This is a genomic window from Bacillus sp. G402 (genome assembly GCF_051172515.1).
GTDB lineage: Bacteria > Bacillota > Bacilli > Bacillales > Bacillaceae > Bacillus > Bacillus altitudinis.
Genome location: NZ_JBPIZC010000001.1, coordinates 1,240,723 through 1,256,983, shown reverse-complemented (window position 1 = coordinate 1,256,983; position 16,261 = coordinate 1,240,723). Strand labels below are relative to the sequence as shown.

Genomic DNA, 16,261 nt, shown 5'->3' with positions numbered 1-16,261 from the left:
ATGCCAAAAGAGATATTTATGCCGAAGCTAAGCAGTACGATGGAGATCGGTACCTTGCTTCAATGGTTTAAAGAAGAAGGAGATTCGGTTGAAATCGGTGAGCCTCTATTTGAGATTATGACAGACAAAATCAATATCGAGGTTGAAGCCTATGATGATGGCGTTTTTCTAAAGAAATATTACGAAGCAGATGATCAGATTCCAGTCAATGCTGTCATTGGATATATCGGAGAGGCAAATGAGCAGGTACCGAGCGAGCCGCCAGCGCAGTCAGATGAAGCATCTTCTGAAGACAGCGGAACGTCATCACCATCTGAACCATCTGTTTCGACTGAAGTTGAACCAACGGTGGGTGAGAAAGTACGCGCAACACCTGCAGCGAGAAAAACGGCAAAAGATCACCAAGTAGCCATTCACGAAGTATCTGGTACAGGACCAAAAGGCAGAATTCAAAAACGGGATGTCGAAGCGTCCCTTCATACGAACGAGGAAGGCCAGCGCATATCACCACTTGCAGGAAAAGTGGCTGCTCGTGAAGGGATCGACTTAGCGAATGTTGCTGGTTCTGGCGTCCACGGAAAAATCATGAAGAGTGACGTAAAAGCAGCAGGCGCACAAAAGGCAGAGGCTGCTCCAGTGAGAACACAAAAACTAGCCGGGATGAGAAAAGTGATCGCAGATCGCATGTCACAAAGTGCCTTTACAGCACCGCACGTCACATTAACAAGTGAAATTGATATGACAAAAGCAAAAGAAGTGCGCAAACAGCTGCTCCCAGCGATTGAAAAAGAGACAGGCTACAGATTGTCGTTTACAGAAATCATCATCCATGCGGTCAGCAGTGTCCTCACGCGCCATCCGCAAATCAATATGACGTTTGAACAAAATGAGCTCCATTTCCATGAGGATGTGCACATTGGTCTTGCGGTTGCTGTGAAAGACGGCTTAATGGTTCCGGTCATCTCTCATGCAAATCAAAAAGGGCTGAAACAGCTCACAAAAGAAGCAAAAGAAATTGGTCGAAATGCTCGCGATCAAAAGCTGCTACCAGACCAGTTGAAAGGGTCTACATTTACCATTAGTAACTTAGGGATGTATGCCATTGACACGTTTACCCCAATTATTAATCAGCCGGAAGTGGCGATTTTAGGTGTTGGACGCATTCAAGAAAAACCTGTAGTGATCGATGGAGAAATTCAGGTGCGGCCAATGATGGGCGTCAGTTTATCATTTGATCATCGAGTGGTAGATGGTGCACCAGCAGCAGCCTTTTTAACAGACCTTAAAAAAGTGCTTGAACAACCATTTGAATTGCTAATGTAGGAGATGAATCGGATGACAAAAACGTATGATCTGACAGTCATTGGCGGAGGGCCTGGCGGATATACTGCCGCCCTTCAAGCCGCTGAACGTGGACACAAGGTTGCATTGATTGAAGAGGATTTTCTAGGGGGGACTTGTTTAAATCGAGGCTGTATCCCTTCAAAGACACTGCTCAAACATGCAGAAGTCATTGAATCCATTGAGAAAGCAAAAAGCTGGGGAATCGAAACAGGTGAGATGGTTCTTTCTTTCGATAAAATGAGAAAACGTAAAGATGATGTCATCGAAAAACTCAGGGGCGGAATCGCCTTTTTATTAAAGCAAGGAAAGATTGATGTATATAACGGCAGAGGGACAGCTGTGACAAAAAATCGCATTGACATTGAAAAACAAGATGGGTCAGAAACGATTGAAACAAAAGAGCTGATCATTGCCACTGGCTCATCACCTGCTATTCCGCCTATTCCAGGGCTCAAAGAGATTCAATTTGACACAAGTGATACGATCTTTGACATCCCAGATATTCCTGCATCTGTCGTCATCATTGGTGGAGGTGTAATTGGTCTTGAGCTGGCCTGTATCTTCCAGAGTCTCCAATCAAAAGTCACCATTATAGAAGCCGCTCCGTCGATTATTCCGCAGGAAGATGAAGAAGCGTCGAAATTACTAGAAAAAGAATTGAAGAAAAAAGGCATCCATATCGCAAAGAAAACGACGGTGACAGAGGTAACAGAAAGCGAAGGAGTCAAAGCGATTCATGCGACAGACGATAAAGGAGAGACGCACATCTTTACGGCTGAAAGACTGTTAGTTTGTGTCGGAAGAAGACCAAATGTATCTGCTGTCAGTCAGCTCGATCTTCAGCTGGATGGCCCTTTTATTAAAGTAAACGACGAGATGAAGACAAGTGCTGAAGGTGTATATGCAATTGGCGATGTAGCCGGCGGCTATCAGCTCGCTCATGCGGCGATGGCAGAGGCAGCCGTTGCAGTTAGCAATATATGCGGCGAGCCTGAAAGAATGAATCACGACATCGTTCCTAGATGTATTTATACATTGCCAGAGGTAGCGAGTGTTGGGCTGACTGAGAAAGAGGCGAAAGCGAAAGGGCTGAACGTGCGGGCAGAGCGATTTGATTTAGCTGCAAGCGGAAAAGCGTTGGCAGCAGGTGTTCAAACAGGTTTTATTAAACTCGTGTACGATACCGTTTATGGTGAAGTCATTGGCGCTACAATGGTTGGTCCGCATGTAACGGAGATGATATCAGAGGCTTCCTCATTTATGTATTTAGAAGGAACAGCTGAAGAGATGGCCAAAATGATTCACCCGCATCCTACCATCTCAGAAGGCTTTTATGAAGCAGCTCTTGATATTGTGAGTAAGCTGAGAAAATAAATGCCAAACAAGGGATAGGGAGGAGATCCGTGTGCACGTCCAGCTTCATCAGAAAGTGGCACTTGTGACAGATAGCACAGATGGATTTGGAGAAGCCATCTGCCTGGCTTTGGCCCGGGCAGGTGCACATGTTTTCATACACGCTTTTCGTGATGAATCAAAAGCAAAGTCGATTAGCAAAGACATTGAAAAATTAGGCGGCCAATCAACTGTTGTCATCAATCCGCTTGAGACACCGCGTGATGCTACGCTTATGCTAAGACAAGTCATCGATACATGCGGCAAGCTTGATATTTTAGTCAATCAAGCCGAGCAAAAAGCAGATGGGGGGATTGATGACGTAAGTCCTGAGATATGGGTCGATGAAGTGGAAAGATCCGTAAATACAGTCTTTCTTTCCAGTCAAGCCGCTGTGTGGCATATGGTGGATCAGAAGCAGGGCTGCATTATTAATATTTCCTCATCAGGGAGCATAACAGGTGACGGTGGGATCTCACATGCTACATCAAATAGTATGTTGAATGCCATGACAAAAGGATTAGCGCGCGAATTTAAAGACAAAGGCATTCGGGTATTGGCTCTACTTCCGCCGCCTCTCCATTTGCTTCCTGACAAAGAGCAAATCAAGGAGACGGTGGCTCATATGACGGTTTTCTTAAGTACATCGTACGGTGCATTTACAGATGGAGCAGCGATTATGCTTGATGGGGGTGAGAGCGCTGGCTAATCAACAAAAACCAGTTCTCATCGTAGGTGGTGCCCAAGGGATCGGCAAAGAAATTGCTCAGCGTTTTTTAAAAGAAGGGCATCGTGTAGCTGTGTCAGATATAGATGAACAGGGACTTTCGCTTTTAAAACAACAGCATCCTCAGCTGCTGACGTTCCAAGCTGATGTTTCATCGTGGGAAAGTGTTCAGCAGATGACGTCAGCAGCTGAAAGGGAGCTGGGTGGCATTGGGCATCTTGTCTATTCAGCAGGAATGACGAAATCCCTTCCTTTTTTAGAAGTTGATTTTTCACTTTGGAAAAAAACACTGGCTGTGAATCTATATGGTCTTTTCTACTGTATCAAAGCATTAGCACCCTATCTATGTGAGCGGAAAGAAGGCAGCGTCGTCATTATTGGATCAGGATCTGCGATAACAGGCTCTGGCGGCGGCATCCAGTATTACGCGTCAAAAGCCGGGGCATTTGGTCTCATGCGTTCGCTTGTAAAGGAATTGGGTTCCCATCATGTCCGCATCAATGTCATTGCACCACGCGTCATTGAATCTCAGATGCTTGATACGCTCTATCCGACTGAGCTTGAGAAAAGTCAGCTTCGATCACTTATTCCTATCGGGAGATTAGGAAAACCAGAAGATATTGCTGGAGTCACTTTATTTCTCGCAAGTGACGAGGGAAGCTATTTGCACGGACAGATACTCTTATTAGATGGCGGGAGAACGTATCAGCCTAAATATAGCGAGGGAAAAAGAGCGGAGAGTTGATCGCTCTTTTTGTCATTTTCATAACAATTGTTCCAATTAGAAACGAATGTTTGGTATACTGGTAATCATAGTATATTAAAAGGATGATGTCACATGCTGAATTGGGAAGAAAGACGACAGCTCGTCAAGGTTGCTCATCTTTATTATACAGACGGGTGGACGCAGCAGGAGATTGCAAAAAAACTCAATGTCTCAAGACCAGTCATTTCAAAGCTCTTACAAAAAGCAAAAGATGTGGGAATCGTTGAAGTGTACATTAAAGACGAAAGTATTCATACAGTGGAACTTGAAAAACAGCTGGAAACGACCTTTCAATTAACGGATGCTGTCGTTGTTCCAAGTGTCGGGACAATGTCTGAGATGGTCAAACGGGCAGTCGGTCAAGCGGGCGCCTATTATCTTTCTAAAAACATGAAAGGCGCTGAGAAAATCGGTATTTCATGGGGGACCACACTTGCCGAGCTAGTGAAGGAATATCCATTTGAACGAAGAAACGATGTCAAAGTCATTCCTTTAGAGGGTGGAATGGGCAGGCAGGCGGTCGACATTCACGCGAATCAGCTGGCGTATGAGCTGGCAAAGAAAATGAATGGTACGTGCTCCTATTTATATGCACCTGCGATCTTAGAAACAGAAGAATTAAAAGAGCGGCTGATGGCGATGCAGGACATAGAAGCTGTGCTTGAAGAAGGCAGAAATGTTGATATTGCCCTCATCGGTATTGGGAATCCGCATAAAGGCTCTACATTAAAAACAGTCGGTTATTTAAAAGAAGAAGATTTGTCTGGTTTAAGGCAATCAGGAGCTGTTGGTGATATTGGTTTTCGTTTCTTTGACGGGGAAGGGAAACCAGTCCAAGATGAGCTGAACCAAAAGGTGATTGGATTATCGTTAGAACAATTAAAGAACGTGAAAAAAGTCATCGCAGTTGTGGAAGGAACCCATAAGGCTGAAAGTATTTTAGGGGCCTTAAACGGCGGCTTTATTCAGGTGCTCGTCACCGATGAATTGACTGCGGCAGCTATTTTAAAGGAAGCATCTGTCCAATAAACAGCTGACAGCCATCGTATTGTATAAAAAGAGCAACATCAAACGAGAAAGGAGCTGTGTATCTTGAAGAAAACCGAAATGGAAGCAAACCTACACTGTACTCGGTGCCAAGAAGAGACCCTCCACAGCATCGTTTATGTGAATGATCAGATGAAAAGCGTTGAGTGTACAGAGTGTCATCAGAAAATCAGTGTGCAAGTCGACATCATAAAGGAATTTTACAAAGAAGTATATGAAAAAATTGCGACAAAGCCGAAGCGGATGACGCAGGAGTATAAGGCGAATCTGAATGGATTTATTTCAAGACTCCCCATCCGGGTTTTAAGTAAGCCATACCGGCTGATGAGATATTTAAACGAATCTTATAAGGTCATTAAGCAATATAAAAAATAAAGCAGAGGCTATTTTAGCGCTCTGCTTTATTTTGTGTTTTTTTCATATAGTAATAAATCGGCAGTCCGGCAATGCCGATCAGCATGGAGATCAGGCAGCTTTGCCAATCGGTGATCATGGTGCTGATTAAGACAAAGAAAGAGCCGATAATCGCAATGATCGGTGTGAGCGGGTAAAGTGGTACGCTATAAGCGCGCTTCATTCCCTTGTTTTGTTTTCTTAGCTTAAAGACAGCGAAAAAGGCCATCACATAAAAGATGTAAATCATGAAAATTGAAACCTCTGACAGCTTCTCGGGATTACTGACGATCATAAACACAATGGCAATCAAAATCTGTACAAATACAGCGATCCAAGGTGTTTGAAAAGTAGGATGAATGCGTGAAATGGCTTTGGCAAATGGAATTTGTTTTCGTTCTGCCATCGCAAAAATGACACGCGGGAACGAAAGAACCTTTCCATTCAAACAGCCAAAGATACTAATGATGATTCCGATACTAATAATTTTACCGCCAATGGGACCAAAGAGCATTGTAGCAGCTGTGCTTGTTGCATTTTCACCTAGTTGAACGATTTGATCAGCTGGTAACACATGCAAAAGGGCGATGTTAATAAAGAGATAACATGCTGTGACAATTAAAATACCGCCTGCCATCGCGCGAGGAAGCAGTTTCTCTGGATTTTTCATTTCACCGCCAAGCGCTGCAAGCAAAATCCAGCCATCATAGGCGAATAATGTCGCCAAAATTGCTGCACCGAAGTTCATCTGAGCGATACTCTCATTGACGGCTGTGAAAATATGTTCATTTCCTTTCCATAAGCCAAACACAATAATTGCTGCAATTGGAACAAGCTTTCCAATCGTAGTCAGCCCTTGGACAAAACCGCCGTATTTCGTTCCCATGATGTTGATCACACATAAAAAAAGAACGGTGATAATGCCAATGGTTGTAGCCCATATAGATGAAAGAGAAAATAAATTAGCTAATAATGAACCAAAATAAAGACCAAGAGCACCAATAATCGCTGGCCCGTAAATAATAATTTGCACCCAGCCACATAAGTAGCCCCAAAATTCACCGTATACTTCTTCAAGATAGGCATATAAACCGCCAGTACGTGGGATTTGTGTACCAATTTCAGCGACTGTGAGTCCGCCTGCAAGGGTTAAGATCCCACCTAACAGCCATGCGAATAAGGCGATGCCTGAGCTTCCTGAATAAGAAAGGACGTTGCCAGGCTTCATAAAAACGCCAGATCCAATAATTGTTCCGATGACAAGAGATAGGGCAAAAAATAAGCCGATGTCTTGTTTTAACGCTGGTTGTTCTTTGTTCATTACACACGACCTCCTGCATCACTTTCATACGTTACTGTGACATGTATTTTGTTTATTGTAATACGATTTTAGGAAAACAAGAATTAAAAAAATTTTCTGATTTTCGTATTTGTATTTAAAAGTGTTCGTTTATTGGAGATATTAGGATGAATGTTATCTTAAAAGCGAACAATACAAGAATATTTTTGATGTAATGTTAATTTAATAGGCGAAAGCCGAACATCCAATAAAGATGCAGCCGAATGGTTGACTTTTCTTCTAAAATGACCTATTTTATTCATAAGGATATTATCTTGAATTCGAGATATTTTATAATAGGAGTGAACACAATGAAAATAAATGGGATTCACCACGTATCAGCACTAACAGCAAATGCTCAGAAAAACGTTGATTTCTACCGCCAAATCCTTGGCTTAAAACTGGTAAAAAAAACAGTTAATCAAGATGATCCATCGATGTATCATCTATTTTATGGAGATGAGGTCGCCTCACCTGGTACAGAGCTGACGTTTTTTGAAATACCGATGCTCGCCCGCCGGCTGGACGGAACAAATGCGATCTCACGCACAGGTCTGATTGTCACTTCAGAAGAGGCACTCACTTTTTGGGAAAAGCGCTTTGAAGAAAAAGGTGTAAAGAAAGAAACAGCTTCTTTAAGAGGTGGCAGACCTGCCTTGAAATTTACAGATCCAGAAGGACAGCAGCTGTTTTTGACTGTAGAACCAAGCGTGCAAGATGAAGAGAAGCCGCCAGTGCATGATGAGATTCCTGCTGATTTTGCGATCAGAGGTTTGGGGCCAGTAGAATTAACAGTCGCAGAAGCAGATAAAACGATCAGTGTGTTAACGAGTATTCTTGGTTTCACAGAAAAAGCACGTGAACAATCAAATGATGGGGAAATCGTGACGATTTTTGAATCAGGACAAGGCGGAGCTGGAACAGAGATTCATGTCATTGAAAAAGCAGAAGGACCTGTTGAGCGATCTGGCAGAGGGAGTGTTCATCACGTAGCCTTTCGTGTAGCGGACGCAGAAGAGCTTGAAAAATGGCATGATAAAATAGCCAAAGCCGGTTTCACCAACTCTGGTGTTGTAGAACGTTTTTATTTTAAAGCCTTATATTTTAGAGAGCCAAACGGCATTTTGTTTGAAATCTCAACAGATGGTCCGGGATTCACAGTGGATGAAAGCGTGGATGAACTTGGTGATCAATTAGCACTTCCACCATTTTTAGAGCACAAACGAGCAGAAATTGAACAAAGATTGGTCCCAATCAAGTGAACATGAAAAAAGCAGCTCATAAAAATTGAGCTGCTTTTTTCGTTAAGAGCTGACTTGCTTTGATTCAGATTGTGTTAATGTCACTTGTTTTGTTTCTTCTGTTCCATTACGAACGAGTGTGATGCTGATGGTATCTCCTACTTTTGCATTCGTGTAAAGCTCGTGGCGTAATTCACTGCCGGTTGTCACTTTTTTGCCATTGATGGCGGTGATGACATCCTCTGCCTTTAATCCAGCTTTGGCAGCAGGTGAGCCAGCAGCGATTTCTTTTACGTACACGCCTTTATCGAGCTGACTGCTTGTCAGTCCAAGCGTTTCCTTCTGATAAGCATCTGGTACTTGTTCGAGATCCAGCATGCTGATACCGATATAAGGTCGTTCGATTTTTCCTTTTGTGAGAAGCTGATCTGCAATTGGTTTGACATCATTGATTGGGAGCGCAAACCCGATACCTTCCACACCTGTTTCAGAAATTTTCATACTGGTGATCCCCACAACCTTTCCGTCTGTTGTTAAAAGCGGTCCACCGCTGTTACCTGGGTTAATGGCGGCATCTGTTTGAATGACATTAATACTGCTTTCGCCAGCTGATGTATCCATAGACACTGTTCGATCGACACCGCTGACAATTCCTTGTGTCACTGTTCTTGATAAATCTTCACCAAGCGGATTTCCGATTGCAATGACGGTTTCTCCCGCACGAAGGGATGAGGAGTCTCCAAGTTCAGCGACTTTTGTAACGCCGCTGCTGCTAATTTCCACGACAGCAAGATCAGTCAGCGGGTCAGAACCGACTACTTTTCCTTCCACCGTCTTGCCATTATGCAAGGAGACTGTTAATTTATTTGCTCCTTCAATCACATGGTTGTTTGTTAATACATAGGCTTTACTGCCGGATTTTTTGAAAATAACCCCTGATCCGGTACCGCTTTCTTGCTCTTGACTGCTGCTGTTTTGATTTTGCTGTGATCCATCAAAAGGTGTGTTCATATTACCAAAATCTGTGGTTGTTTGACTTTGTGTTTGATAGTTTGTAATGCCGACGATGGCTGGTGATACGTTTTCGACCATACTGGAAATACTGCTGGTCGAATTGGATGTTTGTGACGCTGTTGTTTTTGACGAATTTGTACTTGTATCATTTGTCGATACAGCGGCTGTTTTCGTTGACGAATCAGTTGAATGATTTTCTGAATGCTGAGCATATGGAGTCAGAACGTAAACACCTAACGCTAACGTACCGCCTACAACCCCGCTGACAAATGGCTTTAGCCAGCCACTTGGCTTCTTCTGCTGTTTTTTCGGCTGTTCAATTGTTTGTAATTCATAAGAAGTGTGTTTTTCATCTTTGTGTTGTGTCATTAAGATCACTCTCTTTCATCGATTTTTACATGTATGTGTTCAAGATGTTTGACTGTATGTGGTGGATACTGACTTTATCGTAAGAAAAAAGTGTGGGATAAAAATGAAAACATTGTGGGAAATTGTTAAAATAAGTAGTGAATCTAAGCAAAATAGAGGAGATTAAACTGTGGAGACTATTGGAATCATTGGATATGGAAGCATGGCAGATATGATGGTACAAAAATGGCTGGACAAAGGAGTACTTCATGCCAGTCAGTTTATGATCCATACAAGAAGTGAAACGGAGCGGCTGCAACAGCTGAAAGAGAAGAACCAGCATGTCAACATTTGCTCTTTAGATGACATCTCTGCATCATGTGATGTCGTGTTTGTTTGTGTACCACCGCTTGCTGTACTTGATGTCTTAGATCAGCTGAGCCCCGCAAAGACATCTCTTCATATCGTATCAGTGGCAGCGGCTGTCACGTTAGACAAATTAATGCAACATACGAATCAGCCGGTTTCTAGATACATTCCCACTTTGACATCAGCCGTAGGGACGGGTGTATCCCTTGTGGCGCATGGTGAAACCACTGGACAGGAGGCACAAGAACGACTCCACCGCCTGCTTTCAGCTTTTAGTATCGTCAGGGAAGTAGAAGAGGACCGGTTTGATGCGGCGAGTAATTTGACAAGCTCTTCTCCGGGCTTTATTGCAGCAATCTTTGAAGAAATGGCGAGAGCCGCTGTTCGGAATAGTGAGCTTTCTTTAGAAGAAGCCTATGAATTTTTAACATATGCGCTGCTCGGTACAGGACAAGTTCTTGTTGAACACGGACTGACATTTGCTGAAACGGTGAACAGGGTCGCAACAAAAGGCGGGATTACAGGAGAAGGCGCTGCAGTCATCCAGCAGCAGGCACCGCAAATGTTCGATGACTTGTTTACACAAACGATGAAAAAATATGCGCAGCTAAAATCGCAAATCGATGAAGCAGACAAACACCACTAAAGACATAGCTAGTGGTGTTTTTTCTGTAAAATAAATCCTTTCGCATCAATGCTTTTGACCTGTATTACCTGAGTCTAATTTCCTTATTTTCAGACATTGTATTGAAAAATCAATCAAGTTCTCATATAATTTTTTAGAAAATTTAGAAAAATATACACAAATTTTAAGTTTAATTAAAGGGGGATGGGGATGAAGCTCTATTTATCAGTCGATATGGAGGGAATTACTGGTCTAGCTGATCATACATTTGTTGATAGCCGCCAGCACAATTATGAGCGCGGGAGAAAAATCATGACAGGTGAAGTGAACGCCTGTGTAGAAGCTCTTCTTACACATGGGGCGACCGATATTTTAGTGAATGATAGCCATTCTAAAATGAATAATCTGTTGATTGAAGAATTGCATGAGGAAGCATCTCTCATATCAGGTGATGTAAAGCCTTATTCAATGGTTCAAGGATTAGATCAAACGTATGATGCCGCTGTTTTTTTAGGCTATCATGCAAGGGCATCAATGAAAGGTGTGATGTCTCACAGTATGATTTTTGGTGTCAGACATTTTTACATAAATGATCATCCGATTGGTGAAATGGGCTTTAATGCGTATGTCGCAGGCTATTATGGTGTTCCGGTCATTCTTGTATGCGGAGACGATCAAGCGGCACTTGAAGCAGAAAAGTTAATGCCTGGCGTGAAAACAGTGGCGGTGAAAGAAACCATTTCAAGATCTGCTGTGAAATGCTTAACACCAGCGAAAGTGAGCACCCTCATCTCTCAGCAAGTGGAAGCTGCCATGAAACAAATTCATCAAATGAAGCCGCTCACGCCTCCTGAGCAGCCAGTGCTGAAAATCGAGTTTGCCAATTATGGACAAGCTGAATGGGCGAATTTAATGCCGGGTACGGCCATCATTGAAGGGACAACAACGGTGACGTACCAAGCGGAGAATATATTAGAAGCCTACCAAGCGATGCTTGTCATGACAGAGCTTGCCGCACGTACAACATTTTGTTAAGCGAGGGGGAGACAGCAGATGGCCAGCTTTTTGCTCAAGCGTTTGATTGCGATGATTGCCACGATTTTAACGATTACGACGTTAACGTTTATTTTAATGAAGGTCATCCCAGGATCGCCCTTCAATGAAGAACGAAATACAAACGAAACTGTCCAGCGAAACCTCGAAAGCTACTATCACTTAGACGAACCACTCTATGTTCAATATATGATCTATTTAAAATCCATCGTTACTTTTGATTTTGGTCCTTCCATTAAAAAGCCTTCTGAAAGTGTCAATGATTTATTGGCGAGAGGTTTTCCAGTCTCATTAGAACTTGGTCTTATCTCTATTTTGATTGCTGTCATCTCCGGCATCTTGCTCGGAATCATGGCTGCCCTCCGGCATAATGGCTTGATTGATTATATCGCCATGACGATTGCTGTTTTCGGTATATCCATACCAAACTTTATCTTTGCTACCTTATTAATTCAGCAGCTTGCTGTGAATGTAAAACTCTTTCCTACAGCGATGTGGACAAGTCCAATGCATATGGTGCTTCCTACCATTGCACTGGCGGTAGGTCCAATGGCGATCATTGCCCGATTAACGAGATCGAGCATGATTGAAGTGCTGTCGCAGGACTATATTCGAACTGCAAAAGCAAAAGGACTTTCCCCTTATAAAATTGTGTTTAAACATGCCCTGCGGAATGCACTTTTACCTGTCGTCACGATCCTCGGCACACTTGTCGCAAGTATTTTAACAGGCAGTTTTGTGATTGAAAAAATCTTTGCGATCCCTGGAATGGGAAAATACTTTGTCGAGAGTATTAACAACCGTGACTATCCTGTCATCATGGGAACTACTGTTTTTTACAGCATCATCTTAATTACCCTTCTTTTCATTGTAGATGTGACATATCGTCTGCTTGATCCAAGGATCCAGCTGCATCAGAAAGGAGGAAAGGCATGAGCATACACCTTCAGCATGATCAAACGAATCAAGCGCATGAAGTGCCAGATGAATGGTTTGCTCCTAAAGAACAAAAGACATCTGAAGTCCATGCCATTAAAAGACCCTCACTTTCGTATTGGGCAGATACTTGGCGACGGTTAAAACAAAATAAACTCGCTATGTTTAGTTTATCGGTGCTGATTTTTCTTTTCCTCATGGCTGTATTAGGTCCACTTCTTGCGCCGAATAGTGTGACAGAACAGCGGCTTTCTATGCAAAACTTGCCACCGTCAGCTGCTCACTGGTTTGGAACAGATGAGCTTGGACGTGATGTGTTTACACGTACTTGGTACGGCGCACGCATTTCATTATTTGTGGGCGTGATGGCCGCTCTCATTGATTTTGCAATCGGTGTCATCTATGGCGGTATTGCAGGCTATAAAGGCGGGAAGTATGACCATGTCATGATGCGGATCGTCGAGGTGCTTTACGGTCTGCCGTATTTACTCGTCGTCATTTTATTGATGGTCCTGATGGGGCCTGGGCTTGTCACTATTATTGTGGCGCTCACTGTCACAGGCTGGATCGGGATGGCAAGAATCGTGAGAGGTCAAGTCCTTCAGCTGAAAAGCCAAGAATATGTCCTTGCCTCGAAAACCTTTGGCGCAAAAAGCTTGCGCATCATCCGCAGAAATTTACTGCCGAATACGATGGGACCGATTATTGTCCAGATGACGCTAACTGTACCGACAGCGATTTTTGCTGAAGCATTCTTAAGTTTTCTCGGTTTAGGGATTCAAGCCCCGTTTGCAAGCTGGGGTGTGATGGCCAATGACGCCTTGCCGACAGTGCTGTCAGATAATGGCCACTGGTGGCGTTTATTCTTTCCGGCATTTTTTATTTCGCTGACGATGTTTTGCTTTAATAATTTAGGTGATGGCTTGCAAGATGCGCTTGATCCGAAGATGAAGAGGTGATGGCGTGATGAAAAAAATGCTTCGGATTATCGATCTGCATGTTAGCTTTCGGACATATGGCGGTTCTGTTCAAGCGGTACGCGGGGTGAATGTGGATGTGTATGAAAAAGAAACCCTCGCCATTGTAGGAGAATCAGGCTGCGGAAAAAGTGTGACGTCTCAAAGTATCATGCGGCTTCTCCCTGCATACAGCGCACAAGTCGATCAAGGGGAAATTTGGTTTCGTGATCGCAACTTGCTGTCATTATCTGAAAAAGACATGCGCAGCATCCGTGGTGTCGATATCTCCATGATTTTTCAAGATCCTATGACGGCACTCAACCCGACGCTAACAATTGGGGATCAGCTGATGGAAGCTGCAAAAGTGCATCAGAAGCTGACAAAAAAAGAAGTGAAAGAAGAGGCGCTTCGTATGCTTGACTTGGTGGGGATACCGCAGCCGAAAGAGAGACTGAAGCAATATCCGCATCAATTCAGCGGTGGCATGAGGCAGCGGCTCATGATTGCAATGGCTCTTATTTGTGAGCCGAAGGTGCTGATTGCAGATGAACCGACAACTGCACTAGATGTCACCATACAGGCGCAGATTTTAGAACTATTTAAGGAGATTCAGAAAAAAACAGGCGTGACGATTATTTTAATCACACATGACCTAGGGGTCGTAGCACAAGTCGCTGATCGAGTGGCCGTCATGTACGGGGGGAAAATCGTTGAAGTTGGGACAAGGCGAGATATCTTTTACAGTCCGCAGCATCCCTATACAAAAGGGCTACTGCAATCCGTTCCAAGGCTGGATATGAAAGATGAACTCATTCCTATTGAAGGAAGCCCGCCTGATTTATTTGCCCCGCCAAAAGGATGTCCATATACCGATCGATGCCCGTCTGCGATGAAAGTGTGTGATCATATCATGCCGCATGAAACGCAGCGTTCACCTACACATGCAGTACATTGCTGGCTTCAAGATGAACGAGCGAAGCAAACGGTTTTATCTTCAACACAAAGGGGGAGTTTTTCATGAGAAAAACAGGTTGGATTCTCAGTATGTGCTTTATCGCAGTGATGCTGCTTGCAGGATGTACAGCCAATGAGCAAGCAGGCAAAGGATCTTCAAGCAAGGGCGAAGAGAAAGTTTTAACATTAAATAATGAAAACGAACCGACATCATTTGATCCGCCCATTGGTTTTAATAATGTGTCCTGGCAAGGGCTCAATAACTTAATGGAAGGATTAACGAGACTGAATGAAAAGCACGAACCATCTGCTGCCATGGCGGAAAAATGGGACATCTCAAAGGACGGAAAAACGTACACGTTCCATTTAAGGGATGGGATTAAGTGGTCAAATGGTGATCCAGTCAAAGCAAGTGACTTTGAATATGCGTGGAAGCGGCTGCTAGATCCAAAGACGGGCTCTTCTGCGGCATTCTTAGCTTATATGATTGAAGGGGGCGAAGCGTTTAACAGCGGAAAAGGGAAGAAAGAAGATGTAAAAGTCAAGGCTGTTAATGATCAAACGCTAGAGGTCAAGCTAGCATACCCGCAGAAATCTTTCTTAAATATGACCGCAAACCCTGCCTTTTTCCCGGTGAATGAGAAGGTAGCGGAGAAGGACCCGAACTGGGCCAAGGATGCGAAAACCTTTGTCGGTAATGGACCGTTTAAGCTGACAGAGTGGAAGCATGATGAAAGCTTTACAATGGAAAAAAGTGACACGTATTGGGACAAACAAACGGTCAAGCTAGATCAAGTGAAATGGCTCATGATTAGTGACCGAAACACAGATTACCAAATGTATCAATCAGGAGATTTAGATACGGCCTTCGTTCCGGCAGAACAAAGTGAAGACCTGTTAAAAAGCAAAGATGTGCAAATTGAAGATCAAGCAGGGCTGTTTTTTTATCGCCTAAATGTCAACATGGAGCCTTTTCAAAATAAGAACATTCGCAAAGCCTTTCAAATGGCGATCAATCCTCAGGATATTGTAGAGTACGTGACGAAAAATGAAGAGAAGCCAGCACGTGCCTTCGTTTCACCAGGAATTTTAGATTCAAAGGGTGAAGATTTCAGAGAAGCTGGCGGCGATCTTGTCAAACATGATACGAGTGAAGCTGTAAAACTATTAGAAAAAGGGTTGAAAGAAGAAAACTATTCAAAGCTGCCGCCCGTCACATTAACATATAGTACAAAGCCTGAAAATAAGAAAAAAGCAGAAGCCATTCAGCAGCAATTAAAAGAAGCGCTAGGGGTAGATGTGAAGCTTGCCAACATGGAAGCAAATGTGTTTGCAGAAGATCAAAAGGCACTCAAATTCCAATTCTCGCAAAGTTCATTTCTAGCTGACTATGCAGACCCAATCAATTTCTTAGAGAGCTTCCAAACAGGAAATGCGATGAACCGGACAGGTTGGTCAAACGATACGTATGATCAGCTGATCAAAAAGGCGAGTCAAGAAGCAGGTGAACAAAAGAGAAATCGTATGTTGCATGATGCCGAGGCACTTCTGATGGAAGAAGCACCGATCATTCCCATTCATTTTTATAACCAAGTCTATTTACAAAAAGAAGGCGTAAAGGGCATTGTCCGTCATCCTGTTGGTTACATTGATTTGAAATGGGCACAGGTAGATGGAGAGTAAATGAAAAAATGAGAGAACGGGACGCTTTGAAAAAAGCGTCTCAGCGTGTAGACAAACCCTCGCATTCGGTG

Annotated in this window: 15 protein-coding genes; 13 read left to right on the top strand and 2 right to left on the bottom strand. The window is 43.4% G+C overall.

What is annotated here, in order from left to right; genetic code table 11:
- The 6 genes from ACSBQP_RS06590 to ACSBQP_RS06565 all read left to right on the top strand — a co-directional run bounded on the left by ACSBQP_RS06590 (nucleotide 1) and on the right by ACSBQP_RS06565 (nucleotide 5,651).
- On the top strand, nucleotides 1–1,323 hold the full coding sequence (locus ACSBQP_RS06590; protein ID WP_041092297.1) for a dihydrolipoamide acetyltransferase family protein: 1,323 nt from the start codon (nucleotides 1–3) through the stop codon (nucleotides 1,321–1,323).
- Nucleotides 1,324–1,335: 12 nt separating this feature from the next.
- Nucleotides 1,336–2,718, top strand: coding sequence for a dihydrolipoyl dehydrogenase (gene lpdA / locus ACSBQP_RS06585; RefSeq protein WP_008346251.1), 1,383 nt, complete (start codon nucleotides 1,336–1,338; stop codon nucleotides 2,716–2,718).
- A gap of 31 nt (nucleotides 2,719–2,749) precedes the next feature.
- Nucleotides 2,750–3,445 carry an SDR family NAD(P)-dependent oxidoreductase gene (locus ACSBQP_RS06580; RefSeq protein WP_052320225.1) on the top strand — a complete coding sequence of 232 codons (696 nt, stop codon included), beginning with the start codon at nucleotides 2,750–2,752 and terminating at the stop codon, nucleotides 3,443–3,445.
- Nucleotides 3,423–4,208: an SDR family NAD(P)-dependent oxidoreductase gene (locus ACSBQP_RS06575; RefSeq protein WP_008346247.1), complete on the top strand. Its 786-nt coding sequence runs from the start codon at nucleotides 3,423–3,425 to the stop codon at nucleotides 4,206–4,208. Before ACSBQP_RS06580 ends, ACSBQP_RS06575 begins: the two co-directional genes overlap by 23 nt.
- 93 nt (nucleotides 4,209–4,301) lie before the next feature.
- Nucleotides 4,302–5,258 (top strand): sugar-binding transcriptional regulator, encoded by a 957-nt coding sequence (locus ACSBQP_RS06570; RefSeq protein ID WP_017359143.1) that lies wholly within the window; start codon nucleotides 4,302–4,304, stop codon nucleotides 5,256–5,258.
- A gap of 63 nt (nucleotides 5,259–5,321) precedes the next feature.
- Nucleotides 5,322–5,651 carry a hypothetical protein gene (locus ACSBQP_RS06565; RefSeq protein ID WP_017359142.1) on the top strand — a complete coding sequence of 110 codons (330 nt, stop codon included), beginning with the start codon at nucleotides 5,322–5,324 and terminating at the stop codon, nucleotides 5,649–5,651.
- A gap of 13 nt (nucleotides 5,652–5,664) precedes the next feature.
- On the opposite strand, the gene ACSBQP_RS06560 is transcribed toward ACSBQP_RS06565, so the two are convergent.
- Nucleotides 5,665–6,990 carry an APC family permease gene (locus tag ACSBQP_RS06560; protein WP_019743458.1) on the bottom strand — a complete coding sequence of 442 codons (1,326 nt, stop codon included), beginning with the start codon at nucleotides 6,988–6,990 and terminating at the stop codon, nucleotides 5,665–5,667.
- A gap of 329 nt (nucleotides 6,991–7,319) precedes the next feature.
- Here ACSBQP_RS06560 and ACSBQP_RS06555 point away from each other — a divergent pair, with 329 nt between their 5' ends.
- Nucleotides 7,320–8,270, top strand: coding sequence for a ring-cleaving dioxygenase (locus ACSBQP_RS06555; protein ID WP_435028273.1), 951 nt, complete (start codon nucleotides 7,320–7,322; stop codon nucleotides 8,268–8,270).
- 42 nt (nucleotides 8,271–8,312) lie between these two features.
- On the opposite strand, the gene ACSBQP_RS06550 is transcribed toward ACSBQP_RS06555, so the two are convergent.
- Nucleotides 8,313–9,632 (bottom strand): S1C family serine protease, encoded by a 1,320-nt coding sequence (locus tag ACSBQP_RS06550; protein ID WP_056704871.1) that lies wholly within the window; start codon nucleotides 9,630–9,632, stop codon nucleotides 8,313–8,315.
- 169 nt (nucleotides 9,633–9,801) lie between these two features.
- Between ACSBQP_RS06550 and proG the strand changes: the two genes are divergently transcribed.
- From proG to ACSBQP_RS06520, 6 genes are all read left to right on the top strand, one after another.
- Nucleotides 9,802–10,626, top strand: a complete 825-nt coding sequence (proG, locus tag ACSBQP_RS06545; RefSeq protein ID WP_017359139.1) for a pyrroline-5-carboxylate reductase ProG — start codon at nucleotides 9,802–9,804, stop codon at nucleotides 10,624–10,626.
- Nucleotides 10,627–10,815: 189 nt separating this feature from the next.
- On the top strand, nucleotides 10,816–11,640 hold the full coding sequence (locus tag ACSBQP_RS06540) for a M55 family metallopeptidase (protein WP_008346235.1): 825 nt from the start codon (nucleotides 10,816–10,818) through the stop codon (nucleotides 11,638–11,640).
- Nucleotides 11,641–11,658: 18 nt separating this feature from the next.
- Entirely contained in the window at nucleotides 11,659–12,594 is a 936-nt protein-coding gene (locus tag ACSBQP_RS06535; RefSeq protein WP_008346233.1) for an ABC transporter permease, read from the top strand.
- Entirely contained in the window at nucleotides 12,591–13,553 is a 963-nt protein-coding gene (locus ACSBQP_RS06530) for an ABC transporter permease (protein WP_017359137.1), read from the top strand. The genes ACSBQP_RS06535 and ACSBQP_RS06530 overlap by 4 nt, the downstream gene beginning before the upstream one ends.
- A gap of 7 nt (nucleotides 13,554–13,560) precedes the next feature.
- Nucleotides 13,561–14,574, top strand: a complete 1,014-nt coding sequence (locus ACSBQP_RS06525; protein WP_007498841.1) for an ABC transporter ATP-binding protein — start codon at nucleotides 13,561–13,563, stop codon at nucleotides 14,572–14,574.
- Complete coding sequence (locus ACSBQP_RS06520) at nucleotides 14,571–16,190, top strand: peptide ABC transporter substrate-binding protein (protein ID WP_025207217.1); 1,620 nt, start codon at nucleotides 14,571–14,573, stop codon at nucleotides 16,188–16,190. The genes ACSBQP_RS06525 and ACSBQP_RS06520 overlap by 4 nt, the downstream gene beginning before the upstream one ends.
- Nucleotides 16,191–16,261: the final 71 nt, after the last annotated feature.

Bases quoted from the DNA above. Each gene is read 5' to 3' on its own strand.
- ACSBQP_RS06590 (WP_041092297.1), top strand. From the start codon at position 1: ATGCCAAAAGAGATATTTATGCCGAAGCTAAGCAGTACGATGGAGATC.
- lpdA (WP_008346251.1), top strand. From the start codon at position 1,336: ATGACAAAAACGTATGATCTGACAGTCATTGGCGGAGGGCCTGGCGGA.
- ACSBQP_RS06575 (WP_008346247.1), top strand. From the start codon at position 3,423: ATGGGGGTGAGAGCGCTGGCTAATCAACAAAAACCAGTTCTCATCGTA.
- ACSBQP_RS06570 (WP_017359143.1), top strand. From the start codon at position 4,302: ATGCTGAATTGGGAAGAAAGACGACAGCTCGTCAAGGTTGCTCATCTT.
- ACSBQP_RS06560 (WP_019743458.1), bottom strand. From the start codon at position 6,990: ATGAACAAAGAACAACCAGCGTTAAAACAAGACATCGGCTTATTTTTT.
- ACSBQP_RS06555 (WP_435028273.1), top strand. From the start codon at position 7,320: ATGAAAATAAATGGGATTCACCACGTATCAGCACTAACAGCAAATGCT.
- ACSBQP_RS06550 (WP_056704871.1), bottom strand. From the start codon at position 9,632: ATGACACAACACAAAGATGAAAAACACACTTCTTATGAATTACAAACA.
- ACSBQP_RS06540 (WP_008346235.1), top strand. From the start codon at position 10,816: ATGAAGCTCTATTTATCAGTCGATATGGAGGGAATTACTGGTCTAGCT.
- ACSBQP_RS06535 (WP_008346233.1), top strand. From the start codon at position 11,659: ATGGCCAGCTTTTTGCTCAAGCGTTTGATTGCGATGATTGCCACGATT.
- ACSBQP_RS06530 (WP_017359137.1), top strand. From the start codon at position 12,591: ATGAGCATACACCTTCAGCATGATCAAACGAATCAAGCGCATGAAGTG.
- ACSBQP_RS06525 (WP_007498841.1), top strand. From the start codon at position 13,561: ATGAAAAAAATGCTTCGGATTATCGATCTGCATGTTAGCTTTCGGACA.
- ACSBQP_RS06520 (WP_025207217.1), top strand. From the start codon at position 14,571: ATGAGAAAAACAGGTTGGATTCTCAGTATGTGCTTTATCGCAGTGATG.